Below are 20,133 nucleotides of genomic sequence, written 5' to 3' on the forward strand. Positions count from 1 at the left end.
TTTGCTGCCCTCGCGAAAATTAAGATAATATTAAGTAATGGTGTAGTTTTTGAAGATCATACGTATTCTCTGGCGTAAGTCGGTTAGTTCCTCCAGCGCGATGATTTTCCCCATTTTTACGCGATTCTCAATGTCTATGACATAGCATACCAATTCAGTCTGCCCTATTTGACCTAAACAGCCTTTTAATGTGTGAATTAACTGATCGATTTTTTGTCCAGCCGATACGGCATTTTCAATATCAGCCAGCAAGAGGTCCAGTGATTGGAAAATCTTGCTATTAATGACCATATCATCTGTCGCCAGTAGCGCTGAGCAGCGACTCGGATCCTGCTCCTGTAGCTCTATATTTCGTAAAAGTTGGTATTCTGCGGCAATACTGATATAGCGAGCTAAGGTAGCCAATGTCACTGGTTTGGTAATGTAATGATGAATCCCATTTTTTTTACAACGATGAATATCTTCTGTCGCTACGCTAGCGGATAGCGCCACAAACATGCAGTCAGGATCTAAATTATTCGGCTCATCATGCCATAATTGTACACATTCAATACCATCTATTTCTGGCATTCTAATGTCAATCAGTACTAAATCGAATCGCTGCTGTTGTGATAAAGTCAGAGCCTCGTTACTACTGGCGGCAATAGTGACGTGTTGTCCCAGGCTGACAAGCATTTTGCTGATGATATCCCGATTAATATCGGCATCATCAACCAAAAGAATCTGCAACTGCCAGGGAGGTAACAAATTATTTATTACTGGTATATTTGGTGTACACAATATTAACTGTTGCGCCAGGTCGTAGAGTTTTCCGGGGAAATACAAAAGCTCTGCGTTGAGAAGCGCATTTTGCTGGTGCGGTGGTTCGCCGCGTATTCCCCAGCAAGCCAGTTGCCGATGCAGGCAGAACGGCGCTGATAGTGTCCCTTTAATTGGTTGAGGCGGCTGGTATTCTTGTAAGGGTAATACTAGCGAGACACAGGTTCCAACCCCGGGGACACTTTTTAGTGTCAGATTACCGCCCATCATTTTAGCCAGGCTTGACGCAATAGTCAGTCCAATTCCTGTACCTTGCGAATTTGTGTCTGCTTGATAAAAAGCAGTAAAGATTTGAGACTGCTGCTGTATTTCAATCCCTTTACCGCTATCGCTAACCAGAAATATTAATTGTTCCTCATGACGCTTGACCGTCAGACGTATCCCTCCGGTTTCGGTAAATTTTACCGCATTCCCGAGTAAATTAACCAAAATTTGCCGTAAACGGATACTGTCGGTATGAAAATAGAGAGGGACATGTTGACCGACAAAAGTACGTAATGACAGTTTTTTGCTTTGCGCTGGCCCCTGGATGGTTTGCATTGCCTGGTCCAGTAACGGTAGTAACGCTGTTTCTTCCATATGTAATGTGAAATGACCAGACTCGATGCGTGAAAAATCCAGCAGATTATTAATAATAGCTAACAAAGACAGTGTACAATTTCTGGCGGTATCAGCTAATCCTTGCTGCTCTATGTTTAAAGGGGTGGTTTGTAATAATTCAATCGCACCGAGTACGCCATTCATCGGAGTACGTAACTCATGACTTATTACCGTAAGATGAATGCTTTTACGTTTGTTAGCTCGCTCAGCGCGTTTTTTTGCTTCATTTAGCGCCTGGGTGCGCTCTGCGACTTTGTTTTCCAGATTGTCGTATTGGACTTGTAGAGTATCAAGCAGTTGATTAAAAGCACCGGCAATACTATCTAATTCATCCAGTCGTTGTGCTGGTAAACGTGTGCTCAGCGGTGCAGTTGCGGTTTTATTAATGACATCGACAAAACGCCATAACGGTTTGGCCAGTGAGCGATGTAGTAACCAGCAAAAAGCCGACGTCATCAACACCAATGCTGTTAATGTAAAGGGGATTTGTTGAAGGATAATTTTTAAGATGCGATTATGTAGATTACCGTATGGGTACAGCGTAACCAGACTCCATCCGGGGCCATGCAAGGTTGTGCGTAATATCAGAAATCCGGGAATTTGCTGCCATCCATCATGCAGCGTTACATTTTCTAACTGTGTACGTATTTTTTGCGGGATGTATGAAAACGGCAATAAGTGGTTGTTTTGATCCAGCCATACTCGAATACTATCATCTAATGGTAGGTGGCTCTTAGTAATGAGATCGGGAAGTTTAACCGTCACCCCAAAAAATACGCCTTGCTGATCGGCAACCGCAACGGAGGCGTGCCATCCTTTGCCGTTTATGTATTCTGGTTCACTCCAGTAAAACCCGGCATGGGTTGGGTATAAAGGAAAGCTTTTTCGCGTTAAAGGCTGTAGAGTTGAATAATCTGAAGGGTTATCAGTAGATAATAACGAAATCTCATTTTTATGATTAAGAATAAAACTATCGCGACGAAAGCTTTTTTCATCGATATCAGAGGACTGCAGAAAGAGACGGTGCTTCTCTCCGTTTAGCGTCGGCGTGCAATTTGAAGGACCGACAGATAGATGCCGGCTCACCTCAGGGAAAATATCGTTATGATGAATCTCAGTCGCTAATGAGCATTGATACATTAAATTTTTAGCGTCACGTTCAGCTTCTTCAAACCGTTGATTGCTTAGTACAATATTCATCTCGGATAGAACGGATAAATCCTCTATTATATGCTGCCGTTTCTGAACCATTGATATATAAGCTGCGGTAAGCACAGATAGCAGCCAAATAATTATTGTTGTTAATAAAAATAAATAAGTTAGCCTGATTACTAAAGATGTTTGCAGCGTATTCTTGAGATTGAGCAAATTCATAATGCTTCCCTCCAGTTGCCTGTTGCAAAATCTTTGGCACTTGATCACTATCGCAGTACATATAGTTTCATCAGAAGATTAATCGATAGTGTTATCATTAGGAAGATAAATTTCTTCATATATAACCCAGTCGATGACTACAATTACTTTTTAATAAGATAGCGATGTAAAAACATCGTAACAGTTTATTTAATAAATAATTTTTCAAATTGTAATTTTTTATGTCAATACTGAAAGTGTAATTGTGAATTTATCGGAAAATCCGAATGATAGAATCGCCTGTGACAAGGTATATGTAGACAGCATCCTGATATTGTACAAGAAGAGTATAGTCGAAATAAATGTGAATCAGGCTTTTTACGGATGTGGTTGTGAGCGAATTTGATAGAAACTCCCATTTATGTCTGAGGAGGGATTCATGCTGGCAGTTTTAAAAGGCATTCCATTAATTCAGGATATCAGGGCCGAAGGTAATAGCCGATCCTGGATAATGACTATTGATGGGCATCCTGCCAGAGGAGAAATTTTCTCAGAAGCATTTTCTATTTCTTTGTTCTTAAATGACCTGGAAAGCTTACCTAAGCCTTGTCTTGCCTATGTGACACTACTGCTTGCAGCACACCCGGACGTCCATGATTATGCTATACAGCTCACAGCGGATGGGGGATGGTTAAACGGTTATTATACCACAAGTAGTAGCTCTGAGCTTATTGCTATTGAGATAGAAAAACACCTGGCTTTAGCTTGCATTTTAAAAAATGTAATACGCAATCACCATAAACTTTATTCGGGTGGGGTATAAAATGGTAGTAAATAAACGTTTAATCTTAATTTTACTATTTATACTCAATACAGTAAAGAGTGATGAGTTATCATGGAAAGGTAATGACTTCACCCTTTATGCCAGACAAATGCCATTAGCAGAGGTTTTACATCTGCTCTCAGAGAACTATGATACAGCTATTACTATTAGCCCATTGATAACAGCTACATTTAGTGGAAAAATTCCGCCTGGACCACCGGTCGATATTTTGAATAACCTGGCAGCACAATATGATTTGCTAACCTGGTTTGATGGCAGCATGTTATATGTATATCCTGCATCGTTATTAAAACATCAGGTTATCACTTTCAATATTTTATCTACTGGACGGTTCATTCATTACTTACGCAGCCAGAATATCCTTTCATCACCGGGATGCGAGGTTAAAGAAATTACCGGTACCAGAGCTGTGGAGGTGAGCGGTGTTCCCAGCTGTCTGACTCGTATTAGTCAATTAGCTTCAGTGCTGGATAATGCGTTAATCAAACGAAAAGACAGTGCGGTGAGTGTAAGTATATACACGCTTAAGTATGCCACTGCGATGGATACCCAATACCAATATCGCGATCAGTCCGTCGTGGTTCCAGGGGTCGTGAGTGTATTGCGTGAGATGAGTAAAACCAGCGTACCGGCGTCATCGACGACCAATGGTTCACCCGCTACACAGGCATTGCCCATGTTTGCTGCCGACCCACGCCAGAATGCAGTGATCGTTCGTGATTATGCGGCCAATATGGCCGGGTATCGGAAACTCATCACAGAATTAGATCAACGCCAGCAGATGATAGAGATTTCGGTGAAAATTATCGATGTTAATGCTGGAGATATTAACCAGTTAGGCATCGACTGGGGAACGGCAGTGTCGCTGGGTGGCAAGAAAATTGCGTTCAATACAGGTTTGAATGACGGTGGTGCTAGCGGTTTTTCAACGGTAATCAGCGATACCTCAAACTTTATGGTGCGTTTGAATGCCCTGGAAAAAAGCTCTCAGGCTTATGTACTTTCCCAACCATCTGTGGTGACTTTAAATAATATCCAGGCTGTGCTGGATAAAAATATTACTTTCTATACCAAACTGCAGGGAGAAAAAGTGGCTAAACTTGAATCCATCACTACGGGTTCTTTGTTGCGCGTTACACCTCGCTTGTTAAATGACAATGGCACGCAAAAAATAATGCTTAATCTTAATATTCAGGATGGACAACAAAGTGATACGCAAAGCGAAACAGATCCGCTACCCGAAGTGCAAAATTCTGAAATTGCTTCGCAAGCCACATTATTGGCCGGACAAAGTCTATTGCTGGGAGGGTTTAAACAAGGTAAACAAATCCACTCGCAAAACAAAATCCCTTTATTGGGCGATATCCCTGTCGTAGGTCATTTGTTTCGCAATGATACGACTCAAGTACATAGTGTAATCAGGCTTTTTTTGATTAAAGCCTCAGTAGTAAATAATGGCATATCTCATGGTTAATCCAAAGAGTTCCTGGAAAATACGTTTTTTAGGTCACGTTTTACAAGGCCGGGAAGTATGGCTGAATGAAGGTAACCTGTCACTGGGGGAGAAGGGATGCGATATTTGTATTCCGCTGGCTATAAATGAAAAAATTATTCTGAGAGAACAGGCAGATAGTTTATTTGTTGATGCCGGGAAAGCCAGAGTTAGAGTTAATGGCCGCAGATTTAATCCAAATAAGCCGCTACCATCCAGTGGGGTTTTGCAGGTTGCGGGAGTGGCTATCGCGTTTGGTAAACAGGATTGTGAACTTGCTGATTATCAAATACCCGTTTCCAGATCAGGGTACTGGTGGTTGGCTGGCGTATTCTTGATTTTCATCGGTGGAATGGGTGTCCTGTTAAGTATTAGTGGTCAGCCTGAAACGGTAAATGACTTACCTTTGCGGGTTAAGTTTTTATTAGACAAAAGCAATATTCATTATGTGCGGGCGCAATGGAAAGAAGATGGAAGCCTGCAGTTGTCCGGTTATTGCTCGTCAAGCGAACAGATGCAAAAGGTGAGAGCGACTCTCGAATCATGGGGGGTCATGTATCGGGATGGTGTAATCTGTGATGACTTATTGATACGAGAAGTGCAGGATGTTTTGATAAAAATGGGTTACCCGCATGCTGAAGTATCCAGCGAAGGGCCGGGGAGCGTGTTAATTCATGATGATATACAAATGGATCAGCAATGGCGTAAGGTTCAACCATTACTTGCAGATATTCCCGGGTTATTGCACTGGCAGATTAGTCATTCTCATCAGTCTCAGGGGGATGATATTATTTCTGCGATAATAGAGAACGGTTTAGTGGGGCTTGTCAATGTTACGCCAATGCGGCGCTCTTTTGTTATCAGTGGTGTACTGGATGAATCTCATCAACGCATTTTGCAAGAAACGTTAGCAGCATTAAAGAAAAAGGACCCCGCTCTTTCTTTAATTTATCAGGATATTGCGCCTTCTCATGATGAAAGCAAGTATCTGCCTGCGCCAGTGGCTGGCTTTGTACAGAGTCGCCATGGTAATTACTTATTACTGACGAATAAAGAGCGTTTACGTGTAGGGGCATTGTTACCCAATGGGGGAGAAATTGTCCATCTGAGTGCCGATGTGGTAACGATTAAACATAATGATACTTTGATTAACTATCCATTAGATTTTAAGTGAGTGGAAAATGACAACTCTGACCCGGTTAGAAGATTTGCTGCTTCATTCGCGTGAAGAGGCCAAAGGCATAATTTTACAATTAAGGGCTGCCCGGAAACAGTTAGAAGAGAACAACGGTAGGTTACAGGATCCGCAGCAATATCAGCAAAACACCTTATTGCTTGAAGCGATCGAGCAGGCCGAAAATATCATCAAAATTATTTATTATCGTTACCATAACAGCGCACTTGTAGTGAGTGAGCAAGAGTAAAGTAAAAATATCTTAGAGCCTATCCCACCAGGCGTTAATTGGCGCAGCCAGCCTGGACACGGATAGCGCGCAAAAACCGGAGCGTACACGTAGTACGTGAGGATTTTGAGCATTGCCCAGGTCCAAAATGGCAAGTAAAATAGCCCTAATGGGATAGGCTCTTAGTTAGCACGTTAATTATCTATCGTGTATATGGAGGGGAATGATGATGATGATAAAGAAAAAGGCTGCGTTTAGTGAATATCGTGATTTAGAGCAAAGTTACATGCAGCTAAATCACTGTCTTAAAAAATTTCACCAAATCCGGGCTAAGGTGAGTCAACAGCTTGCTGAAAGGGCAGAGAGCCCCAAAAAGAGCAGAGAGACAGAGAGTATTCTTCATAACCTATTTCCACAAGGCGTTGCCGGGGTTAACCAGGAGGCCGAGAAGGATTTAAAGAAAATAGTAAGTTTGTTTAAACAACTTGAAGTACGACTGAAACAACTTAATGCTCAAGCCCCGGTGGAGATACCGTCAGGAAAAACAAAAAGGTAAAGCATAATGTCTTCAGGAAACATCTTATGGGGAAGTCAAAACCCTATTGTGTTTAAAAATAGCTTCGGCGTTAGCAACACTGATACCGGGGGGCAGGATGACTTATCCCAGCAAAATCCGTTTGCCGAAGGGTATGGTGTTTTGCTTATTCTCCTTATGGTTATTCAGGCTATTGCAAACGATAAATTTATTGAAGTCCAGAAGAACGCTGAACGTGCCAGAAATACCCAGGAAAAGTCAAATGAGATGGATGAGGTGATTGCTAAAGCAGCCAAAGGGGATGCTAAAACCAAAGAGGAGGTGCCTGATGACGTAATTAAATACATGCGCGATAATGGTATTCTCATCGATGGTATGACCATTGATGAATATATGGCTAAATATGGCGATCATGGGAAGCTGGATAAAGGTGGTCTACAGGCGGTCAAAGCGGCTTTGGATAATGACGCCAACCGGAATACCGATCTTATGAGTCAGGGGCAGATAACAATTCAAAAAATGTCTCAGGAGCTTAACGCTGTCCTTACCCAACTGACAGGGCTTATCAGTAAGTGGGGGGAAATTTCCAGTATGATAGCGCAGAAAACGTACTCATGAAAAAAGACCCGACCCTACAACAGGCACATGACACGATGCGATTTTTCCGGCGTGGCGGCTCGCTGCGTATGTTGTTGGATGACGATGTTACACAGCCGCTTAATACTCTGTATCGCTATGCCACGCAGCTTATGGAGGTAAAAGAATTCGCCGGCGCAGCGCGACTTTTTCAATTGCTGACGATATATGATGCCTGGTCATTTGACTACTGGTTTCGGTTAGGGGAATGCTGCCAGGCTCAAAAACATTGGGGGGAAGCGATATACGCTTATGGACGCGCGGCACAAATTAAGATTGATGCACCGCAGGCGCCATGGGCCGCAGCGGAATGCTATCTCGCGTGTGATAACGTCTGTTATGCAATCAAAGCGTTAAAGGCCGTGGTGCGTATTTGCGGCGAGGTCAGTGAACATCAAATTCTCAGACTGCGTGCAGAAAAGATGTTACAGCAACTTTCTGACAGGAGCTAAAAATGAATCGAATTCACAGTAATAGCGACAGCGCCGCAGGAGTAACCGCCTTAACACATCATCACTTAAGCAATGTCAGTTGCGTTTCCTCGGGTTCGCTGGGAAAGCGCCAGCATCGTGTGAATTCTACTTTTGGCGATGGCAACGCCGCGTGCCTGTTATCAGGGAAAATTAGTCTTCAGGAGGCAAGCAATGCGTTGAAGCAACTGCTTGATGCCGTACCCGGAAATCATAAGCGTCCATCATTGCCTGACTTTTTGCAGACCAATCCCGCGGTTTTATCAATGTTGATGACGACATTAATACTCAGCGTCTTTGGTAATAACGCTCAATCGTTATGCCAACAGCTTGAGCGGGCAACTGAGGTGCAAAATGCATTACGTGATAAGCAGGTAAAGGAGTATCAGGAGCAGATCCAGAAAGCGATAGAGCAGGAGGATAAAGCGCGTAAAGCGGGCATTTTTGGCGCTATTTTTGACTGGATTACCGGCATATTTGAAACTGTGATTGGCGCCTTAAAAGTTGTGGAGGGTTTTCTGTCCGGTAATCCCGCAGAAATGGCTAGCGGCGTAGCTTATATAGCCGCAGGTTGTGCAGGAATGGTTAAAGCCGGAGCCGAAACGGCAATGATGTGCGGTGCTGACCACGATACCTGTCAGGCAATTATTGACGTGACAAGTAAGATTCAATTTGGTTGTGAAGCCGTCGCGCTGGCACTGGATGTTTTCCAGATTGGCCGTGCTTTTATGGCGACGAGAGGTTTATCTGGCGCAGCTGCAAAAGTGCTTGACTCCGGTTTTGGCGAGGAAGTGGTTGAGCGTATGGTAGGCGCAGGGGAAGCAGAAATAGAGGAGTTGGCTGAAAAGTTTGGCGAAGAAGTGAGTGAAAGTTTTCTCAAACAATTTGAGCCGCTTGAACGTGAAATGGTTATAGCGAATGAGATGGCAGAGGAGTCTGCCGAATTTTCTCGTGAGGTAGAAAATAATATGACGCGAAGCGCGGGAAAAAGCTTTACGAAAGAGGGGGTGAAAGCCATGGCAAAAGAAGCGGCAAAAGAAGCCCTGGAAAAATATGCGCAAGAAGGGGAAAAATTTCTGTTAAAAAATTTTCGTAAGAAAGTTCTCTGGAATATGTTCAAAAAAATCCTGTATGCCTTACTGAGGGATTGTTCATTTAAAGGCTTACAGGCTATCAGATGTGCAACCGAGGGCGCCAGTCAGATGAATACTGGCATGGTTAACACAGAAAAAGCGAAGCTCGAAAAGAAAATAGAGCAATTAATAACTCAGCAACGGTTTCTGGATTTCATAATGCAACAAACGGAAGACCAAAAAAAGATAGAACAAAAACGCTTAGAGGAGCTTTATAAGAGTAGCGGTGCCGCGCTTAGAGATGTATTAGATACCATTGATCACTATAGTAGCGTTCAGGCGAGAATAGCTGGCTGTCGCGCTTAATCTGAGGATAAAAATATGGAAGCGAGTAACGTAGCACTGGTATTACCAGCACCTTCCTTGTTAACGCCTTCTTCCAGTCAAGCTCCCTCCGGGGAGGGAATGGGTACTGAATCAATGCTTCTGTTATTTGATGATATCTGGACGAAGCTAATGGAGCTTGCCAAAAAGTTGCGCGATATCATGCGCAGCTATAACGTAGTAAAACAACGGCTGGGCTGGGAACTGCAAGTCAATGTTTTACAGACGCAAATGAAAACAATTGATGAAGCGTTTAGAGCATCAATGATTACTGCGGGTGGCGCAATGTTGTCGGGTGTACTGACGATAGGATTAGGGGCCGTAGGCGGGGAAACCGGTCTTATAGCGGGTCAAGCCTTAGGCCACACAGCTGGGGGCGTCATGGGCCTGGGGGCTGGTGTAGCGCAACGTCAAAGTGATCAAAATAAAGCGATTGTCGACCTGAAACAAAATGGGGCCCAATCTTATAATAAATCCCTGACGGAAATTATGGAGAAAGCAACTGAAATTATGCAGCAAATCATCGGCGTGGGGTCGTCACTGGTCACGGTTCTTGCTGAAATACTCCGGGCATTAACGAGGTAAACATGGTGCAAGAAATAGAGCAATGGTTGCGTCGGCATCAGGTGTTTACTGAGCCTGCATATTTAGGGGAGACCGCCATATTACTTGGGCAGCAGTTTATATTATCGCCTTACCTGGTGATCTATCGTATTGAGGCAAAAGAAATGATTATTTGTGAGTTCAGGCGCCTGACGCCCGGGCAACCTCGACCACAGCAATTGTTTCACTTACTGGGACTTTTACGCGGGATATTTGTGCATCACCCGCAGTTAACATGTTTAAAGATGTTGATAATCACCGACGTTCTGGATGAAAAAAAAGCCATGCTACGCAGGAAATTATTGCGCATCCTGACAGTAATGGGAGCGACCTTTACACAGCTTGATGGCGATAACTGGACAGTTTTATCCGCCGAGCATCTTATCCAGCGACGTTTTTAAATGACCTTCCTGACGTAAATCATTATCACATGAAAATAACAATCAATAGGTATGATGATGAAAGAAGATCAGAAAAATAAAATACCCGAAGACATTCTGAAACAGCTATTATCCGTTGATCCGGAAACCGTTTATGCCAGTGGTTACGCCTTATGGCAGGAGGGGGATTATTCGCGCGCCGTAATCGATTTTAGTTGGCTGGTGATGGCCCAGCCATGGAGTTGGCGTGCCCATATTGCATTGGCTGGCACCTGGATGATGCTTAAAGAATACACGACGGCCATTAATTTCTATGGACATGCCTTGATGCTGGATGCCAGCCATCCAGAACCGGTTTACCAAACGGGCGTCTGTCTCAAAATGATGGGGGAACCCGGGTTGGCGAGAGAGGCTTTTCAAACCGCAATCAAGATGAGTTATGCGGATGCCTCATGGAGTGAGATTCGCCAGAATGCGCAAATAATGGTTGATACTCTTATTGCTTAAATAACAGAACGAAATATGAAAATTCATATTCCGTCAGCGGCAAGTAATATAGTCGATGGTAATAGTCCTCCTTCCGATATACAAGCGAAGGAGGCATCGTTTCCTCCCCCTGAAATTCCAGCCCCTGGCACCCCCGCAGCCCCAGTGCTGCTTACGCCTGAACAAATAAGGCAGCAGAAGGATTATGCGATACATTTTATGCAATACACTATTCGTGCGCTGGGTGCGACAGTCGTGTTTGGATTATCGGTTGCTGCAGCGGTAATTTCTGGCGGGGCAGGATTACCCATTGCTATTCTTGCGGGGGCGGCGCTCGTGATTGCTATTGGGGATGCTTGCTGTGCGTATCATAATTATCAATTGATATGTCAGCAAAAGGAGCCGTTACAAACCGCCAGTGATAGCGTTGCTCTTGTGGTCAGTGCGCTGGCCTTAAAATGTGGGGCAAGTCTTAACTGCGCTAACACCCTTGCTAATTGTCTTTCTTCATTAATACGTTCAGGAATCGCTATTTCTTCGTTGGTTATACAACTACAGTTTCCACTGCCCGCCGCTGAAAATATAGCGGCCTCTTTGGACATGGGGAGTGTAATTACCTCCGTTAGCCTGACGGCGATAGGTGCGGTACTGGATTATTGCCTTGCCCGCCCCTCTGGCGACGATCAGGAAAATTCTGTTGATGAACTTTATGCCGATCCCAGTGCGTTATTGGCGGAACAAATGGCATCGCTCTGCCAATCTGCTACTACACCTGCATTAATGGACAGTTCTGGTCATACATCTCGGGGAGAACCATGAAACCTGTTAGCCCAAATGCTCAGGTAGCAGGGCAACGTCCTGTTAACGCGCCTGAGGAATCACCTCCATGTCCCTCATTGCCACATCCGGAAACCAATATGGAGAGTGGTAGAATAGGTCCTCAACAAGGAAAAGAGCGGTTATTGGCCGGACTTGCGAAACGAGTGATAGAGTGTTTTCCAAAAGAAATTTTTAGTTGGCAAACGGTCATTTTGGGCGGACAGATTTTATGCTGTTCCGCTGGAATAGCATTAACTGTGCTAAGTGGTGGAGGCGCGCCGCTCGTAGCCCTGGCAGGGATTGGCCTTGCTATTGCCATCGCGGATGTCGCCTGTCTTATCTACCATCATAAACATCATTTGCCTATGGCTCACGACAGTATAGGCAATGCCGTTTTTTATATTGCTAATTGTTTCGCCAATCAACGCAAAAGTATGGCGATTGCTAAAGCCGTCTCCCTGGGCGGTAGATTAGCCTTAACCGCGACGGTAATGACTCATTCATACTGGAGTGGTAGTTTGGGACTACAGCCTCATTTATTAGAGCGTCTTAATGATATTACCTATGGACTAATGAGTTTTACTCGCTTCGGTATGGATGGGATGGCAATGACCGGTATGCAGGTCAGCAGCCCATTATATCGTTTGCTGGCTCAGGTAACGCCAGAACAACGTGCGCCGGAGTAATCGTTTTCAGGTATATACCGGATGTTCATTGCTTTCTAAATTTTGCTATGTTGCCAGTATCCTTACGATGTATTTATTTTAAGGAAAAGCATTATGGATATTGCACAATTAGTGGATATGCTCTCCCACATGGCGCACCAGGCAGGCCAGGCCATTAATGACAAAATGAATGGTAATGATTTGCTCAACCCAGAATCGATGATTAAAGCGCAATTTGCCTTACAGCAGTATTCTACATTTATTAATTACGAAAGTTCACTGATCAAAATGATCAAGGATATGCTTAGTGGAATCATTGCTAAAATCTGAAGTTATTAGCGACGATGTTCGACGGTTGCTGCTGGAAATCATGTTTGCGGGCGTTAACCATAGCCTGATTTCCCAGGTACATGCGATGTTACCAGCGCTAACGGTTATTGTTCCGGATAAAAAATTACAGTTGGTATGTCTGGCATTATTGTTGGCGGGTTTAAATGAGCCGCTAAAAGCCGCGAAAATTTTATCGGATATAGATTTGCCAGAGGCTATGGCGCTGCGTCTGTTATTTCCTGCACCAAATGAGGGGTTTGAAAATTGAATATTTCTGATATGAGCGTAGTGCCTGTAAGCACTCAATCTTATGTAAAGTCCTCTGCAGAACCGAGCCAGGAGCAAATTAATTTTTTTGAACAATTGCTGAAAGATGAAGCATCCACCAGTAACTCCAGTGCTTTATTACCGCAGGTTATGTTGACCAGACAAATGGATTATATGCAGTTAACGGTAGACGTCGATTATCTTGCCAGAATATCAGGCGCAGTATCGCAAGCGCTTAATAAGCTGGATAACATGGCATGAAGGTTCATCGTATAGTATTTCTTACTGTCCTTACGTTCTTTCTTACGGCATGTGATGTGGATCTTTATCGCTCATTGCCAGAAGATGAGGCGAATCAAATGCTGGCATTACTTATGCAGCATCATATTGATGCGGAAAAAAAACAGGAAGAGGATGGTGTAACCTTACGTGTCGAGCAGTCGCAGTTTATTAATGCGGTTGAGCTACTTAGACTTAACGGTTATCCGCATAGGCAGTTTACAACGGCGGATAAGATGTTTCCGGCTAATCAGTTAGTGGTATCACCCCAGGAAGAACAGCAGAAGATTAATTTTTTAAAAGAACAAAGAATTGAAGGAATGCTGAGTCAGATGGAGGGCGTGATTAATGCAAAAGTGACCATTGCGCTACCGACTTATGATGAGGGAAGTAACGCTTCTCCGAGCTCAGTTGCCGTATTTATAAAATATTCACCTCAGGTCAATATGGAGGCCTTTCGGGTAAAAATTAAAGATTTAATAGAGATGTCAATCCCTGGGTTGCAATACAGTAAGATTAGTATCTTGATGCAGCCTGCTGAATTCAGAATGGTACCTGATGTACCCGCGAGACAAACATTCTGGATTATGGACGTGATCAACGCCAATAAAGGGAAGGTGGAGAAGTGGTTGATGAAATACCCTTATCAGTTGATGTTATCGTTGACAGGACTGTTATTAGGAGTGGGCATCCTGATCGGCTATTTTTGCCTGAGACGCCGTTTTTGAGCCGACCTGATCCCGAGGTGTTGCAACTTTATCGTTATTTCTGGCAACCTGCTCGTTACGCTGTACCGGAATGGCTGGATAAGCTGGGTTTTCATCCTTCAAACTGCTGGCGTTATGGCGATCGGCCCGAGTTGGATCGTCTTCTTGACAGAGCGTTAAATAGACTAAGAGGAAGCTCTGTTATTCCAGCCTGTTTAAATGACAGGCAAAAACGGCAGGTTCGTCTTGCGCCGCGTATATCGGCATTTGCCTTTGGGCTGGGATTATTCAAACTCAGGTGTAGTGACTATTTTATGCTACCAGAGTATCGGCAATTGCTTCTACAGTGGTTTAGCGAGGATGAGATCTGGCAGCTATATGGTTGGTTGGGGCAAAGAGATGGCAAATTACTTCCTCCGCAAGTGATGCAACAAACTGCATTGCAGATCGGTACCGCCATTCTTAATCGGGAAGCGCATGACGATGCGGTTTTACATGCGCTATTAGTATTATTACCCCCTCCGCAGCGTATACTTTGGCCGAAGACTTCTCTTACCGAGATTATCTTCATGGAGCATTTGCTATGAGTTTTACTTCACTTCCTCTGACGGAAATTAACCATAAGCTACCCGCTCGAAATATTATTGAGTCACCGTGGATAACATTACAATTAACTTTATTTGCACAAGAACAACAAGCTAAGAGCGTTTCACATGCTATTGTGAGCTCCGCTTACCGTAAGGCTGAAAAAATCATCCGAGACGCCTATCGTTATCAGCGTGAACAGAAAGTTGAGCAGCAACAAGAACTAGCGTGGTTGCGTAAAAATACGCTGGAAAAAATGGAAGTGGAATGGCTGGAACAGCATGTAAAACACTTACAAGACGATGAAAATCAATTTCGTTCATTGGTCGATCAAGCAGCGCATCATATTAAAAATAGTATAGAACAGGTTCTGTTGGCCTGGTTCGACCAACAGTCGGTAGACAGTGTTATGTGCCATCGTCTGGCACGCCAGGCCACGGCTATGGCGGAAGAGGGAGCGCTTTATTTGCGTATTCATCCTGAAAAAGAGGCATTGATGCGTGAAACTTTTGGCAAGCGGTTTACGTTGATTATCGAGCCTGGTTTCTCTCCCGATCAGGCTGAACTTTCCTCAACACGATATGCCGTTGAATTTTCACTTTCTCGTCATTTCAACGCGTTACTGAAATGGTTACGTAATGGTGAAGATAAAAGAGGTAGCGATGAATATTAAAATTAATGAGATAAAAATGACGCCCCCTACAGCATTTACCCCTGGTCAGGTTATAGAGGAACAAGAGGTTATTTCGCCTTCAATGTTAGCTCTCCAGGAGTTACAGGAAACGACGGGGGCAGCGCTCTATGAGACGATGGAAGAAATAGGAATGGCGCTGAGTGGTAAACTGCGCGAAAGTTATAAATTCACGGATGCTGAGAAACTGGAGCGCAGACAGCAGGCTTTGCTGCGTTTGATAAAACAAATACAGGAGGATAATGGGGCAACGTTGCGTCCGCTTACCGAAGAGAATAGTGATCCTGATTTACAGAATGCGTATCAAATTATCGCTCTTGCAATGGCGCTTACTGCCGGCGGGTTGTCAAAAAAGAAAAAACGCGATTTGCAATTGCAACTGGATACGCTTACAGCGGAGGAGGGATGGGAACTTGCCGTTTTTAGTTTACTGGAACTTGGCGAAGTGGATACCGCTACGCTGTCCTCGCTGAAGCGTTTTATGCAACAGGCGATAGACAACGATGAAATGCCCTTATCGCAGTGGTTCAGACGCGTGGCAGACTGGCCGGATCGCTGTGAACGGGTCCGTATTTTGCTAAGAGCAATAGCCTTTGAACTTAGCATATGCATCGAACCCTCGGAGCAAAGTCGTTTGGCCGCAGCATTAGTACGTTTGCGTCGTTTGTTGTTATTCCTTGGCCTTGAAAAAGAGTGCCAGCGTGAGGAGTGGATTTGCCAGTTGCCGCCTAATACATTACTGCCGCTACTACTCGATATCATTTGTGAGCGTTGGCTTTTCAGTGATTGGTTGCTTGATAGACTTACCGCTATAGTTTCTTCATCGAAGATGTTCAATCGGTTACTCCAACAACTTGATGCGCAGTTTATGCTGATACCCGATAACTGTTTTAACGACGAAGATCAACGTGAACAAATTCTCGAAACGCTTCGTGAAGTAAAGGTAAATCAGGTTTTATTCTGATACCTGGCTTTCAATATTTAGGTAAATTGGCGTTCTGGCTCATCATGAGGCGGCAGGATGGATTGGGATCTCATTACTGAACGTAATATTCAGCTTTTTATTCAATTAGCAGGATTAGCTGAACGGCCTTTAGCAACCAATATGTTCTGGCGGCAAGGACAATATGAAACCTATCTAAACTATCATAACGGTCGTATTCACTTATGTCAGATACTCAAGCAAACCTTCTTAGACGAAGATCTGCTTTTTAAAGCCTTAACTCACTGGAAACCTGCAGCGTTCCAGGGTATTCCTCAGCGATTATTTTTGTTGCGCGATGGGCTTGCAATGAGCTGTTCTCCTCCTCTTTCCAGCTCCGCCGAGATCTGGTTACGATTACATCATCGACAAATAAAATTTCTGGAGTCGCAATGCGTTCATGGTTAGGTGAGGGAATCAGGGCGCAACAGTGGCTCAGTGTATGCGCGGGTCGGCAGGATATGGTTCTGGCGACGGTGTTATTAATCGCTATTGTGATGATGCTGTTACCTTTACCGACCTGGATGGTTGATATCCTGATTACTATCAACCTTATGTTTTCAGTGATCCTGCTCTTAATTGCTATTTATCTTAGTGACCCTCTCGATTTATCGGTATTTCCGTCTTTATTACTTATTACTACATTATATCGTTTGTCACTCACAATCAGCACATCACGGCTGGTACTGTTACAACATAATGCCGGTAATATTGTGGATGCTTTCGGTAAGTTTGTCGTAGGAGGAAATCTCACCGTTGGGTTGGTCGTATTTACCATCATTACTATCGTGCAGTTTATTGTCATTACAAAAGGTATCGAGAGGGTGGCGGAAGTTAGCGCACGTTTCTCGCTTGATGGGATGCCAGGCAAACAAATGAGTATCGATGGCGATTTGCGTGCCGGAGTTATCGATGCAGACCATGCCCGTACATTAAGACAGCACGTCCAGCAGGAAAGCCGCTTTCTCGGTGCGATGGACGGTGCGATGAAATTTGTTAAAGGCGATACGATTGCCGGTATTATTGTTGTTCTGGTGAACATTATCGGCGGTATCATTATCGCTATCGTGCAATATGATATGTCGATGAGTGAGGCTGTTCACACTTATAGCGTACTGTCAATCGGAGATGGTTTATGTGGGCAAATTCCATCGCTGCTGATTTCCCTTAGCGCGGGAATTATTGTCACCCGTGTTCCGGGTGAGAAACGCCAGAACCTGGCGACAGAGTTGAGTTCTCAAATTGCCAGACAACCTCAGTCGCTCATATTAACCGCTGTGGTTTTAATGCTCCTCGCTTTAATTCCTGGCTTTCCTTTTATCACTCTCGCTTTCTTTTCAGCGTTGTTAGCATTGCCAATTATCCTCATTCGCCGCAAAAAGTCTGTGGTTTCCGCAAATGGCGTCGAAGCACCGGAAAAAGATAGTATGGTTCCCGGCGCATGTCCTCTAATCTTACGTCTTACCCCGACGTTACATTCTGCCGACCTGATTCGTGATATTGACGCCATGAGATGGTTTTTATTTGAGGATACCGGCGTTCCTCTCCCTGAGGTGAACATTGAGGTTTTGCCTGAACCCACCGAAAAATTGACGGTACTGCTATATCAGGAACCCGTATTTAGTTTATCTATTCCCGCCCAGGCGGATTATTTATTGATAGGCGCGGACGCTAGTGTGGTGGGTGACAGCCAGACGTTACCGAACGGGATGGGGCAGATCTGTTGGCTTACAAAAGACATGGCCCATAAGGCGCAAGGTTTTGGACTGGACGTTTTCGCGGGCAGCCAACGTATCTCTGCCTTATTAAAATGTGTCCTGCTTCGCCATATGGGAGAGTTTATTGGTGTTCAGGAAACGCGTTATCTAATGAATGCGATGGAAAAAAACTACTCTGAGCTGGTGAAAGAGCTTCAGCGCCAGTTACCCATTAATAAAATCGCTGAAACTTTGCAACGGCTTGTATCAGAGCGGGTTTCTATTAGAGATTTACGTCTTATTTTCGGCACCTTAATTGATTGGGCGCCACGTGAAAAAGATGTCCTGATGTTGACAGAATATGTCCGTATCGCGCTTCGCCGTCATATTCTGCGTCGTCTTAATCCGGAAGGAAAACCGCTGCCGATTTTGCGGATCGGCGAAGGTATTGAGAACCTCGTGCGTGAATCCATTCGCCAGACGGCAATGGGGACCTATACTGCGCTGTCGTCTCGTCATAAGACGCAGATCCTGCAACTTATCGAGCAGGCGCTGAAGCAGTCAGCCAAATTATTCATTGTCACTTCTGTCGACACCCGACGTTTCTTGCGAAAAATTACAGAAGCCACCTTGTTCGACGTACCGATTTTGTCATGGCAGGAATTAGGAGAGGAGAGCCTTATACAAGTGGTAGAAAGTATTGACCTTAGCGAAGAGGAGTTGGCGGACAATGAAGAATGAATTGATGCAACGTCTGAGGCTGAAATATCCGCCCCCCGATGGTTATTGTCGATGGGGGCGAATTCAGGATGTCAGCGCAACGTTGTTAAATGCGTGGTTGCCTGGGGTATTTATGGGTGAGTTGTGCTGTATAAAGCCTGGAGAAGAACTTGCTGAAGTCGTGGGGATTAATGGCAGCAAAGCTTTGCTATCTCCTTTTACGAGTACAGCCGGACTTCACTGCGGGCAGCAAGTGATGGCCTTAAGGCGACGCCATCAGGTTCCCGTGGGCGAAGCGTTATTAGGGCGAGTCATTGATGGTTTTGGTCGTCCCCTTGATGGCCGCGAACTGCCAGAAGTCTGCTGGAAAGACTATGATGCAATGCCTCCTCCCGCAATGGTTCGACAGCCTATCACTCAACCATTAATGACGGGGATTCGCGCTATTGATAGCGTTGCGACCTGTGGCGAAGGGCAACGAGTGGGTATTTTTTCTGCTCCTGGCGTGGGGAAAAGCACGCTTCTGGCGATGCTGTGTAATGCGCCAGACGCAGACAGCAATGTTCTGGTGTTAATTGGTGAACGTGGACGAGAAGTCCGCGAATTCATCGATTTTACACTGTCTGAAGAGACCCGAAAACGTTGTGTCATTGTTGTCGCAACCTCTGACAGACCCGCCTTAGAGCGCGTGAGGGCGCTGTTTGTGGCTACCACGATAGCAGAATTTTTTCGCGATAATGGAAAGCGAGTCGTCTTGCTTGCCGACTCACTGACGCGTTATGCCAGGGCCGCACGAGAAATCGCTCTGGCCGCCGGAGAGACCGCAGTTTCTGGAGAATATCCGCCAGGCGTATTTAGTGCATTGCCACGACTTTTAGAACGTACAGGAATGGGGGAAAAAGGCAGTATTACCGCATTTTATACGGTACTGGTGGAAGGCGATGATATGAATGAGCCGTTGGCGGATGAAGTCCGTTCACTACTTGATGGACATATTGTGCTATCCCGGCGGCTTGCAGAGAGGGGGCATTATCCTGCCATTGACGTGCTGGCAACGCTCAGCCGCGTTTTTCCAGTCGTTACCAGCCATGAGCATCGTCAACTGGCGGCGATATTGAGGCGGCGCCTGGCGCTTTACCAGGAGGTTGAACTGTTAATACGCATTGGGGAATACCAGCGAGGAGTTGATACTGATACTGACAAAGCCATTGATACCTATCCGGATATTTGCACATTTTTGCGACAAAGTAAGGATGAAGTATGCGGACCCGAGCTACTTATAGAAAAATTACACCAAATACTCACCGAGTGAT

The 20,133-nt window shown here is 44.7% G+C and carries 24 protein-coding genes; 23 read left to right on the plus strand and 1 reads right to left on the minus strand.

Annotation, left to right across the window (positions count from 1 at the left end; all coding sequences use genetic code 11):
• Positions 1-30 precede the first annotated feature (30 nt).
• Complete coding sequence (locus ACLJRU_RS00155) at positions 31-2,793, minus strand: two component system sensor kinase (protein WP_023234919.1); 2,763 nt, start codon at positions 2,791-2,793, stop codon at positions 31-33.
• Positions 2,794-3,193: 400 nt separating this feature from the next.
• Here ACLJRU_RS00155 and spiC point away from each other — a divergent pair, with 400 nt between their 5' ends.
• The 23 genes from spiC (at position 3,194) to ssaN (ending at position 20,132) form a co-directional block, all read left to right on the plus strand.
• Complete coding sequence (gene spiC, locus ACLJRU_RS00160; protein ID WP_001539910.1) at positions 3,194-3,595, plus strand: SPI-2 type III secretion system protein SpiC; 402 nt, start codon at positions 3,194-3,196, stop codon at positions 3,593-3,595.
• 1 nt (position 3,596) lies between these two features.
• Complete coding sequence (spiA, locus tag ACLJRU_RS00165) at positions 3,597-5,090, plus strand: SPI-2 type III secretion system protein SpiA (RefSeq protein ID WP_000261292.1); 1,494 nt, start codon at positions 3,597-3,599, stop codon at positions 5,088-5,090.
• Entirely contained in the window at positions 5,071-6,282 is a 1,212-nt protein-coding gene (ssaD, locus tag ACLJRU_RS00170) for a SctD family type III secretion system inner membrane ring subunit SsaD (protein ID WP_000323784.1), read from the plus strand. The genes spiA and ssaD overlap by 20 nt, the downstream gene beginning before the upstream one ends.
• A gap of 7 nt (positions 6,283-6,289) precedes the next feature.
• Positions 6,290-6,532, plus strand: coding sequence for a YscE family type III secretion system co-chaperone SsaE (gene ssaE / locus ACLJRU_RS00175; RefSeq protein ID WP_000210203.1), 243 nt, complete (start codon positions 6,290-6,292; stop codon positions 6,530-6,532).
• Between the two features lie 208 nt (positions 6,533-6,740).
• Positions 6,741-7,067 carry an SPI-2 type III secretion system chaperone SseA gene (gene sseA, locus ACLJRU_RS00180; RefSeq protein WP_000972855.1) on the plus strand — a complete coding sequence of 109 codons (327 nt, stop codon included), beginning with the start codon at positions 6,741-6,743 and terminating at the stop codon, positions 7,065-7,067.
• A 6-nt stretch (positions 7,068-7,073) separates the two neighbouring features.
• Entirely contained in the window at positions 7,074-7,664 is a 591-nt protein-coding gene (gene sseB, locus ACLJRU_RS00185) for an SPI-2 type III secretion system translocon protein SseB (protein ID WP_001539912.1), read from the plus strand.
• On the plus strand, positions 7,661-8,134 hold the full coding sequence (gene sscA, locus ACLJRU_RS00190) for a SycD/LcrH family type III secretion system chaperone SscA (protein ID WP_000711028.1): 474 nt from the start codon (positions 7,661-7,663) through the stop codon (positions 8,132-8,134). Before sseB ends, sscA begins: the two co-directional genes overlap by 4 nt.
• A gap of 2 nt (positions 8,135-8,136) precedes the next feature.
• Complete coding sequence (gene sseC, locus ACLJRU_RS00195; RefSeq protein WP_001539913.1) at positions 8,137-9,591, plus strand: SPI-2 type III secretion system translocon protein SseC; 1,455 nt, start codon at positions 8,137-8,139, stop codon at positions 9,589-9,591.
• Positions 9,592-9,606: 15 nt separating this feature from the next.
• Positions 9,607-10,194 (plus strand): SPI-2 type III secretion system translocon protein SseD, encoded by a 588-nt coding sequence (gene sseD, locus ACLJRU_RS00200; RefSeq protein ID WP_187790627.1) that lies wholly within the window; start codon positions 9,607-9,609, stop codon positions 10,192-10,194.
• A 2-nt stretch (positions 10,195-10,196) separates the two neighbouring features.
• Complete coding sequence (gene sseE / locus ACLJRU_RS00205; protein ID WP_000249606.1) at positions 10,197-10,613, plus strand: LcrR family type III secretion system chaperone SseE; 417 nt, start codon at positions 10,197-10,199, stop codon at positions 10,611-10,613.
• A 51-nt stretch (positions 10,614-10,664) separates the two neighbouring features.
• On the plus strand, positions 10,665-11,099 hold the full coding sequence (sscB, locus tag ACLJRU_RS00210) for a SycD/LcrH family type III secretion system chaperone SscB (protein WP_023234921.1): 435 nt from the start codon (positions 10,665-10,667) through the stop codon (positions 11,097-11,099).
• 15 nt (positions 11,100-11,114) lie between these two features.
• Positions 11,115-11,897, plus strand: a complete 783-nt coding sequence (sseF, locus tag ACLJRU_RS00215; protein ID WP_000690707.1) for a type III secretion systems effector SseF — start codon at positions 11,115-11,117, stop codon at positions 11,895-11,897.
• The gene (gene sseG, locus ACLJRU_RS00220) at positions 11,894-12,583 is read left to right on the plus strand and encodes a pathogenicity island 2 effector protein SseG (RefSeq protein WP_000805835.1); all 690 of its coding nucleotides are present in this window, start codon (positions 11,894-11,896) and stop codon (positions 12,581-12,583) included. Before sseF ends, sseG begins: the two co-directional genes overlap by 4 nt.
• Positions 12,584-12,676: 93 nt before the next feature.
• On the plus strand, positions 12,677-12,892 hold the full coding sequence (gene ssaG / locus ACLJRU_RS00225; RefSeq protein WP_000350226.1) for a type III secretion system needle filament protein SsaG: 216 nt from the start codon (positions 12,677-12,679) through the stop codon (positions 12,890-12,892).
• Positions 12,870-13,160 carry an EscG/YscG/SsaH family type III secretion system needle protein co-chaperone gene (locus ACLJRU_RS00230; protein WP_000444713.1) on the plus strand — a complete coding sequence of 97 codons (291 nt, stop codon included), beginning with the start codon at positions 12,870-12,872 and terminating at the stop codon, positions 13,158-13,160. Before ssaG ends, ACLJRU_RS00230 begins: the two co-directional genes overlap by 23 nt.
• 11 nt (positions 13,161-13,171) lie before the next feature.
• Positions 13,172-13,420, plus strand: a complete 249-nt coding sequence (gene ssaI / locus ACLJRU_RS00235; RefSeq protein WP_001539915.1) for a SctI family type III secretion system inner rod subunit SsaI — start codon at positions 13,172-13,174, stop codon at positions 13,418-13,420.
• Complete coding sequence (ssaJ, locus tag ACLJRU_RS00240; protein ID WP_000862878.1) at positions 13,417-14,166, plus strand: SPI-2 type III secretion system apparatus lipoprotein SsaJ; 750 nt, start codon at positions 13,417-13,419, stop codon at positions 14,164-14,166. The genes ssaI and ssaJ overlap by 4 nt, the downstream gene beginning before the upstream one ends.
• Before the next feature lie 17 nt (positions 14,167-14,183).
• Positions 14,184-14,732 carry a type III secretion system domain-containing protein gene (locus ACLJRU_RS00245; RefSeq protein ID WP_001531605.1) on the plus strand — a complete coding sequence of 183 codons (549 nt, stop codon included), beginning with the start codon at positions 14,184-14,186 and terminating at the stop codon, positions 14,730-14,732.
• Positions 14,729-15,403, plus strand: a complete 675-nt coding sequence (gene ssaK, locus ACLJRU_RS00250; protein WP_000011194.1) for an SPI-2 type III secretion system apparatus protein SsaK — start codon at positions 14,729-14,731, stop codon at positions 15,401-15,403. The genes ACLJRU_RS00245 and ssaK overlap by 4 nt, the downstream gene beginning before the upstream one ends.
• Positions 15,369-16,385, plus strand: coding sequence for an SPI-2 type III secretion system apparatus protein SsaL (gene ssaL / locus ACLJRU_RS00255; protein WP_001539916.1), 1,017 nt, complete (start codon positions 15,369-15,371; stop codon positions 16,383-16,385). Before ssaK ends, ssaL begins: the two co-directional genes overlap by 35 nt.
• Before the next feature lie 57 nt (positions 16,386-16,442).
• On the plus strand, positions 16,443-16,811 hold the full coding sequence (gene ssaM / locus ACLJRU_RS00260) for an SPI-2 type III secretion system apparatus protein SsaM (protein WP_000383699.1): 369 nt from the start codon (positions 16,443-16,445) through the stop codon (positions 16,809-16,811).
• A complete protein-coding gene (ssaV, locus tag ACLJRU_RS00265; RefSeq protein WP_001258221.1) occupies positions 16,796-18,841 on the plus strand; it encodes an SPI-2 type III secretion system apparatus protein SsaV in 2,046 nt (681 codons plus the stop codon). The genes ssaM and ssaV overlap by 16 nt, the downstream gene beginning before the upstream one ends.
• Positions 18,831-20,132 carry a SctN family type III secretion system ATPase SsaN gene (gene ssaN / locus ACLJRU_RS00270; RefSeq protein WP_001539917.1) on the plus strand — a complete coding sequence of 434 codons (1,302 nt, stop codon included), beginning with the start codon at positions 18,831-18,833 and terminating at the stop codon, positions 20,130-20,132. Before ssaV ends, ssaN begins: the two co-directional genes overlap by 11 nt.
• The last annotated feature ends 1 nt before the right edge of the window (position 20,133 follow it).

The organism is Salmonella sp. SAL00653, from assembly GCF_046552515.1.
In the GTDB taxonomy this organism is placed as follows: domain Bacteria; phylum Pseudomonadota; class Gammaproteobacteria; order Enterobacterales; family Enterobacteriaceae; genus Salmonella; species Salmonella enterica.

Excerpts from the sequence above, each read along its gene's own strand:
- ssaV (WP_001258221.1), top strand. The coding sequence starts at position 16,796 with ATGCGTTCATGGTTAGGTGAGGGAATCAGGGCGCAACAGTGGCTCAGT.
- sseE (WP_000249606.1), top strand. The coding sequence starts at position 10,197 with ATGGTGCAAGAAATAGAGCAATGGTTGCGTCGGCATCAGGTGTTTACT.
- ssaI (WP_001539915.1), top strand. The coding sequence starts at position 13,172 with ATGAGCGTAGTGCCTGTAAGCACTCAATCTTATGTAAAGTCCTCTGCA.
- sscB (WP_023234921.1), top strand. The coding sequence starts at position 10,665 with ATGATGATGAAAGAAGATCAGAAAAATAAAATACCCGAAGACATTCTG.
- ssaL (WP_001539916.1), top strand. The coding sequence starts at position 15,369 with ATGGTGAAGATAAAAGAGGTAGCGATGAATATTAAAATTAATGAGATA.
- sseG (WP_000805835.1), top strand. The coding sequence starts at position 11,894 with ATGAAACCTGTTAGCCCAAATGCTCAGGTAGCAGGGCAACGTCCTGTT.
- spiC (WP_001539910.1), top strand. The coding sequence starts at position 3,194 with ATGTCTGAGGAGGGATTCATGCTGGCAGTTTTAAAAGGCATTCCATTA.
- ssaJ (WP_000862878.1), top strand. The coding sequence starts at position 13,417 with ATGAAGGTTCATCGTATAGTATTTCTTACTGTCCTTACGTTCTTTCTT.
- ssaD (WP_000323784.1), top strand. The coding sequence starts at position 5,071 with ATGGCATATCTCATGGTTAATCCAAAGAGTTCCTGGAAAATACGTTTT.
- ssaG (WP_000350226.1), top strand. The coding sequence starts at position 12,677 with ATGGATATTGCACAATTAGTGGATATGCTCTCCCACATGGCGCACCAG.
- ssaM (WP_000383699.1), top strand. The coding sequence starts at position 16,443 with ATGGATTGGGATCTCATTACTGAACGTAATATTCAGCTTTTTATTCAA.
- sseC (WP_001539913.1), top strand. The coding sequence starts at position 8,137 with ATGAATCGAATTCACAGTAATAGCGACAGCGCCGCAGGAGTAACCGCC.
- ssaK (WP_000011194.1), top strand. The coding sequence starts at position 14,729 with ATGAGTTTTACTTCACTTCCTCTGACGGAAATTAACCATAAGCTACCC.
- ACLJRU_RS00155 (WP_023234919.1), bottom strand. The coding sequence starts at position 2,793 with ATGAATTTGCTCAATCTCAAGAATACGCTGCAAACATCTTTAGTAATC.
- sseF (WP_000690707.1), top strand. The coding sequence starts at position 11,115 with ATGAAAATTCATATTCCGTCAGCGGCAAGTAATATAGTCGATGGTAAT.
- sseA (WP_000972855.1), top strand. The coding sequence starts at position 6,741 with ATGATGATAAAGAAAAAGGCTGCGTTTAGTGAATATCGTGATTTAGAG.
- sseB (WP_001539912.1), top strand. The coding sequence starts at position 7,074 with ATGTCTTCAGGAAACATCTTATGGGGAAGTCAAAACCCTATTGTGTTT.
- ssaE (WP_000210203.1), top strand. The coding sequence starts at position 6,290 with ATGACAACTCTGACCCGGTTAGAAGATTTGCTGCTTCATTCGCGTGAA.
- spiA (WP_000261292.1), top strand. The coding sequence starts at position 3,597 with ATGGTAGTAAATAAACGTTTAATCTTAATTTTACTATTTATACTCAAT.
- sscA (WP_000711028.1), top strand. The coding sequence starts at position 7,661 with ATGAAAAAAGACCCGACCCTACAACAGGCACATGACACGATGCGATTT.
- ssaN (WP_001539917.1), top strand. The coding sequence starts at position 18,831 with ATGAAGAATGAATTGATGCAACGTCTGAGGCTGAAATATCCGCCCCCC.
- sseD (WP_187790627.1), top strand. The coding sequence starts at position 9,607 with ATGGAAGCGAGTAACGTAGCACTGGTATTACCAGCACCTTCCTTGTTA.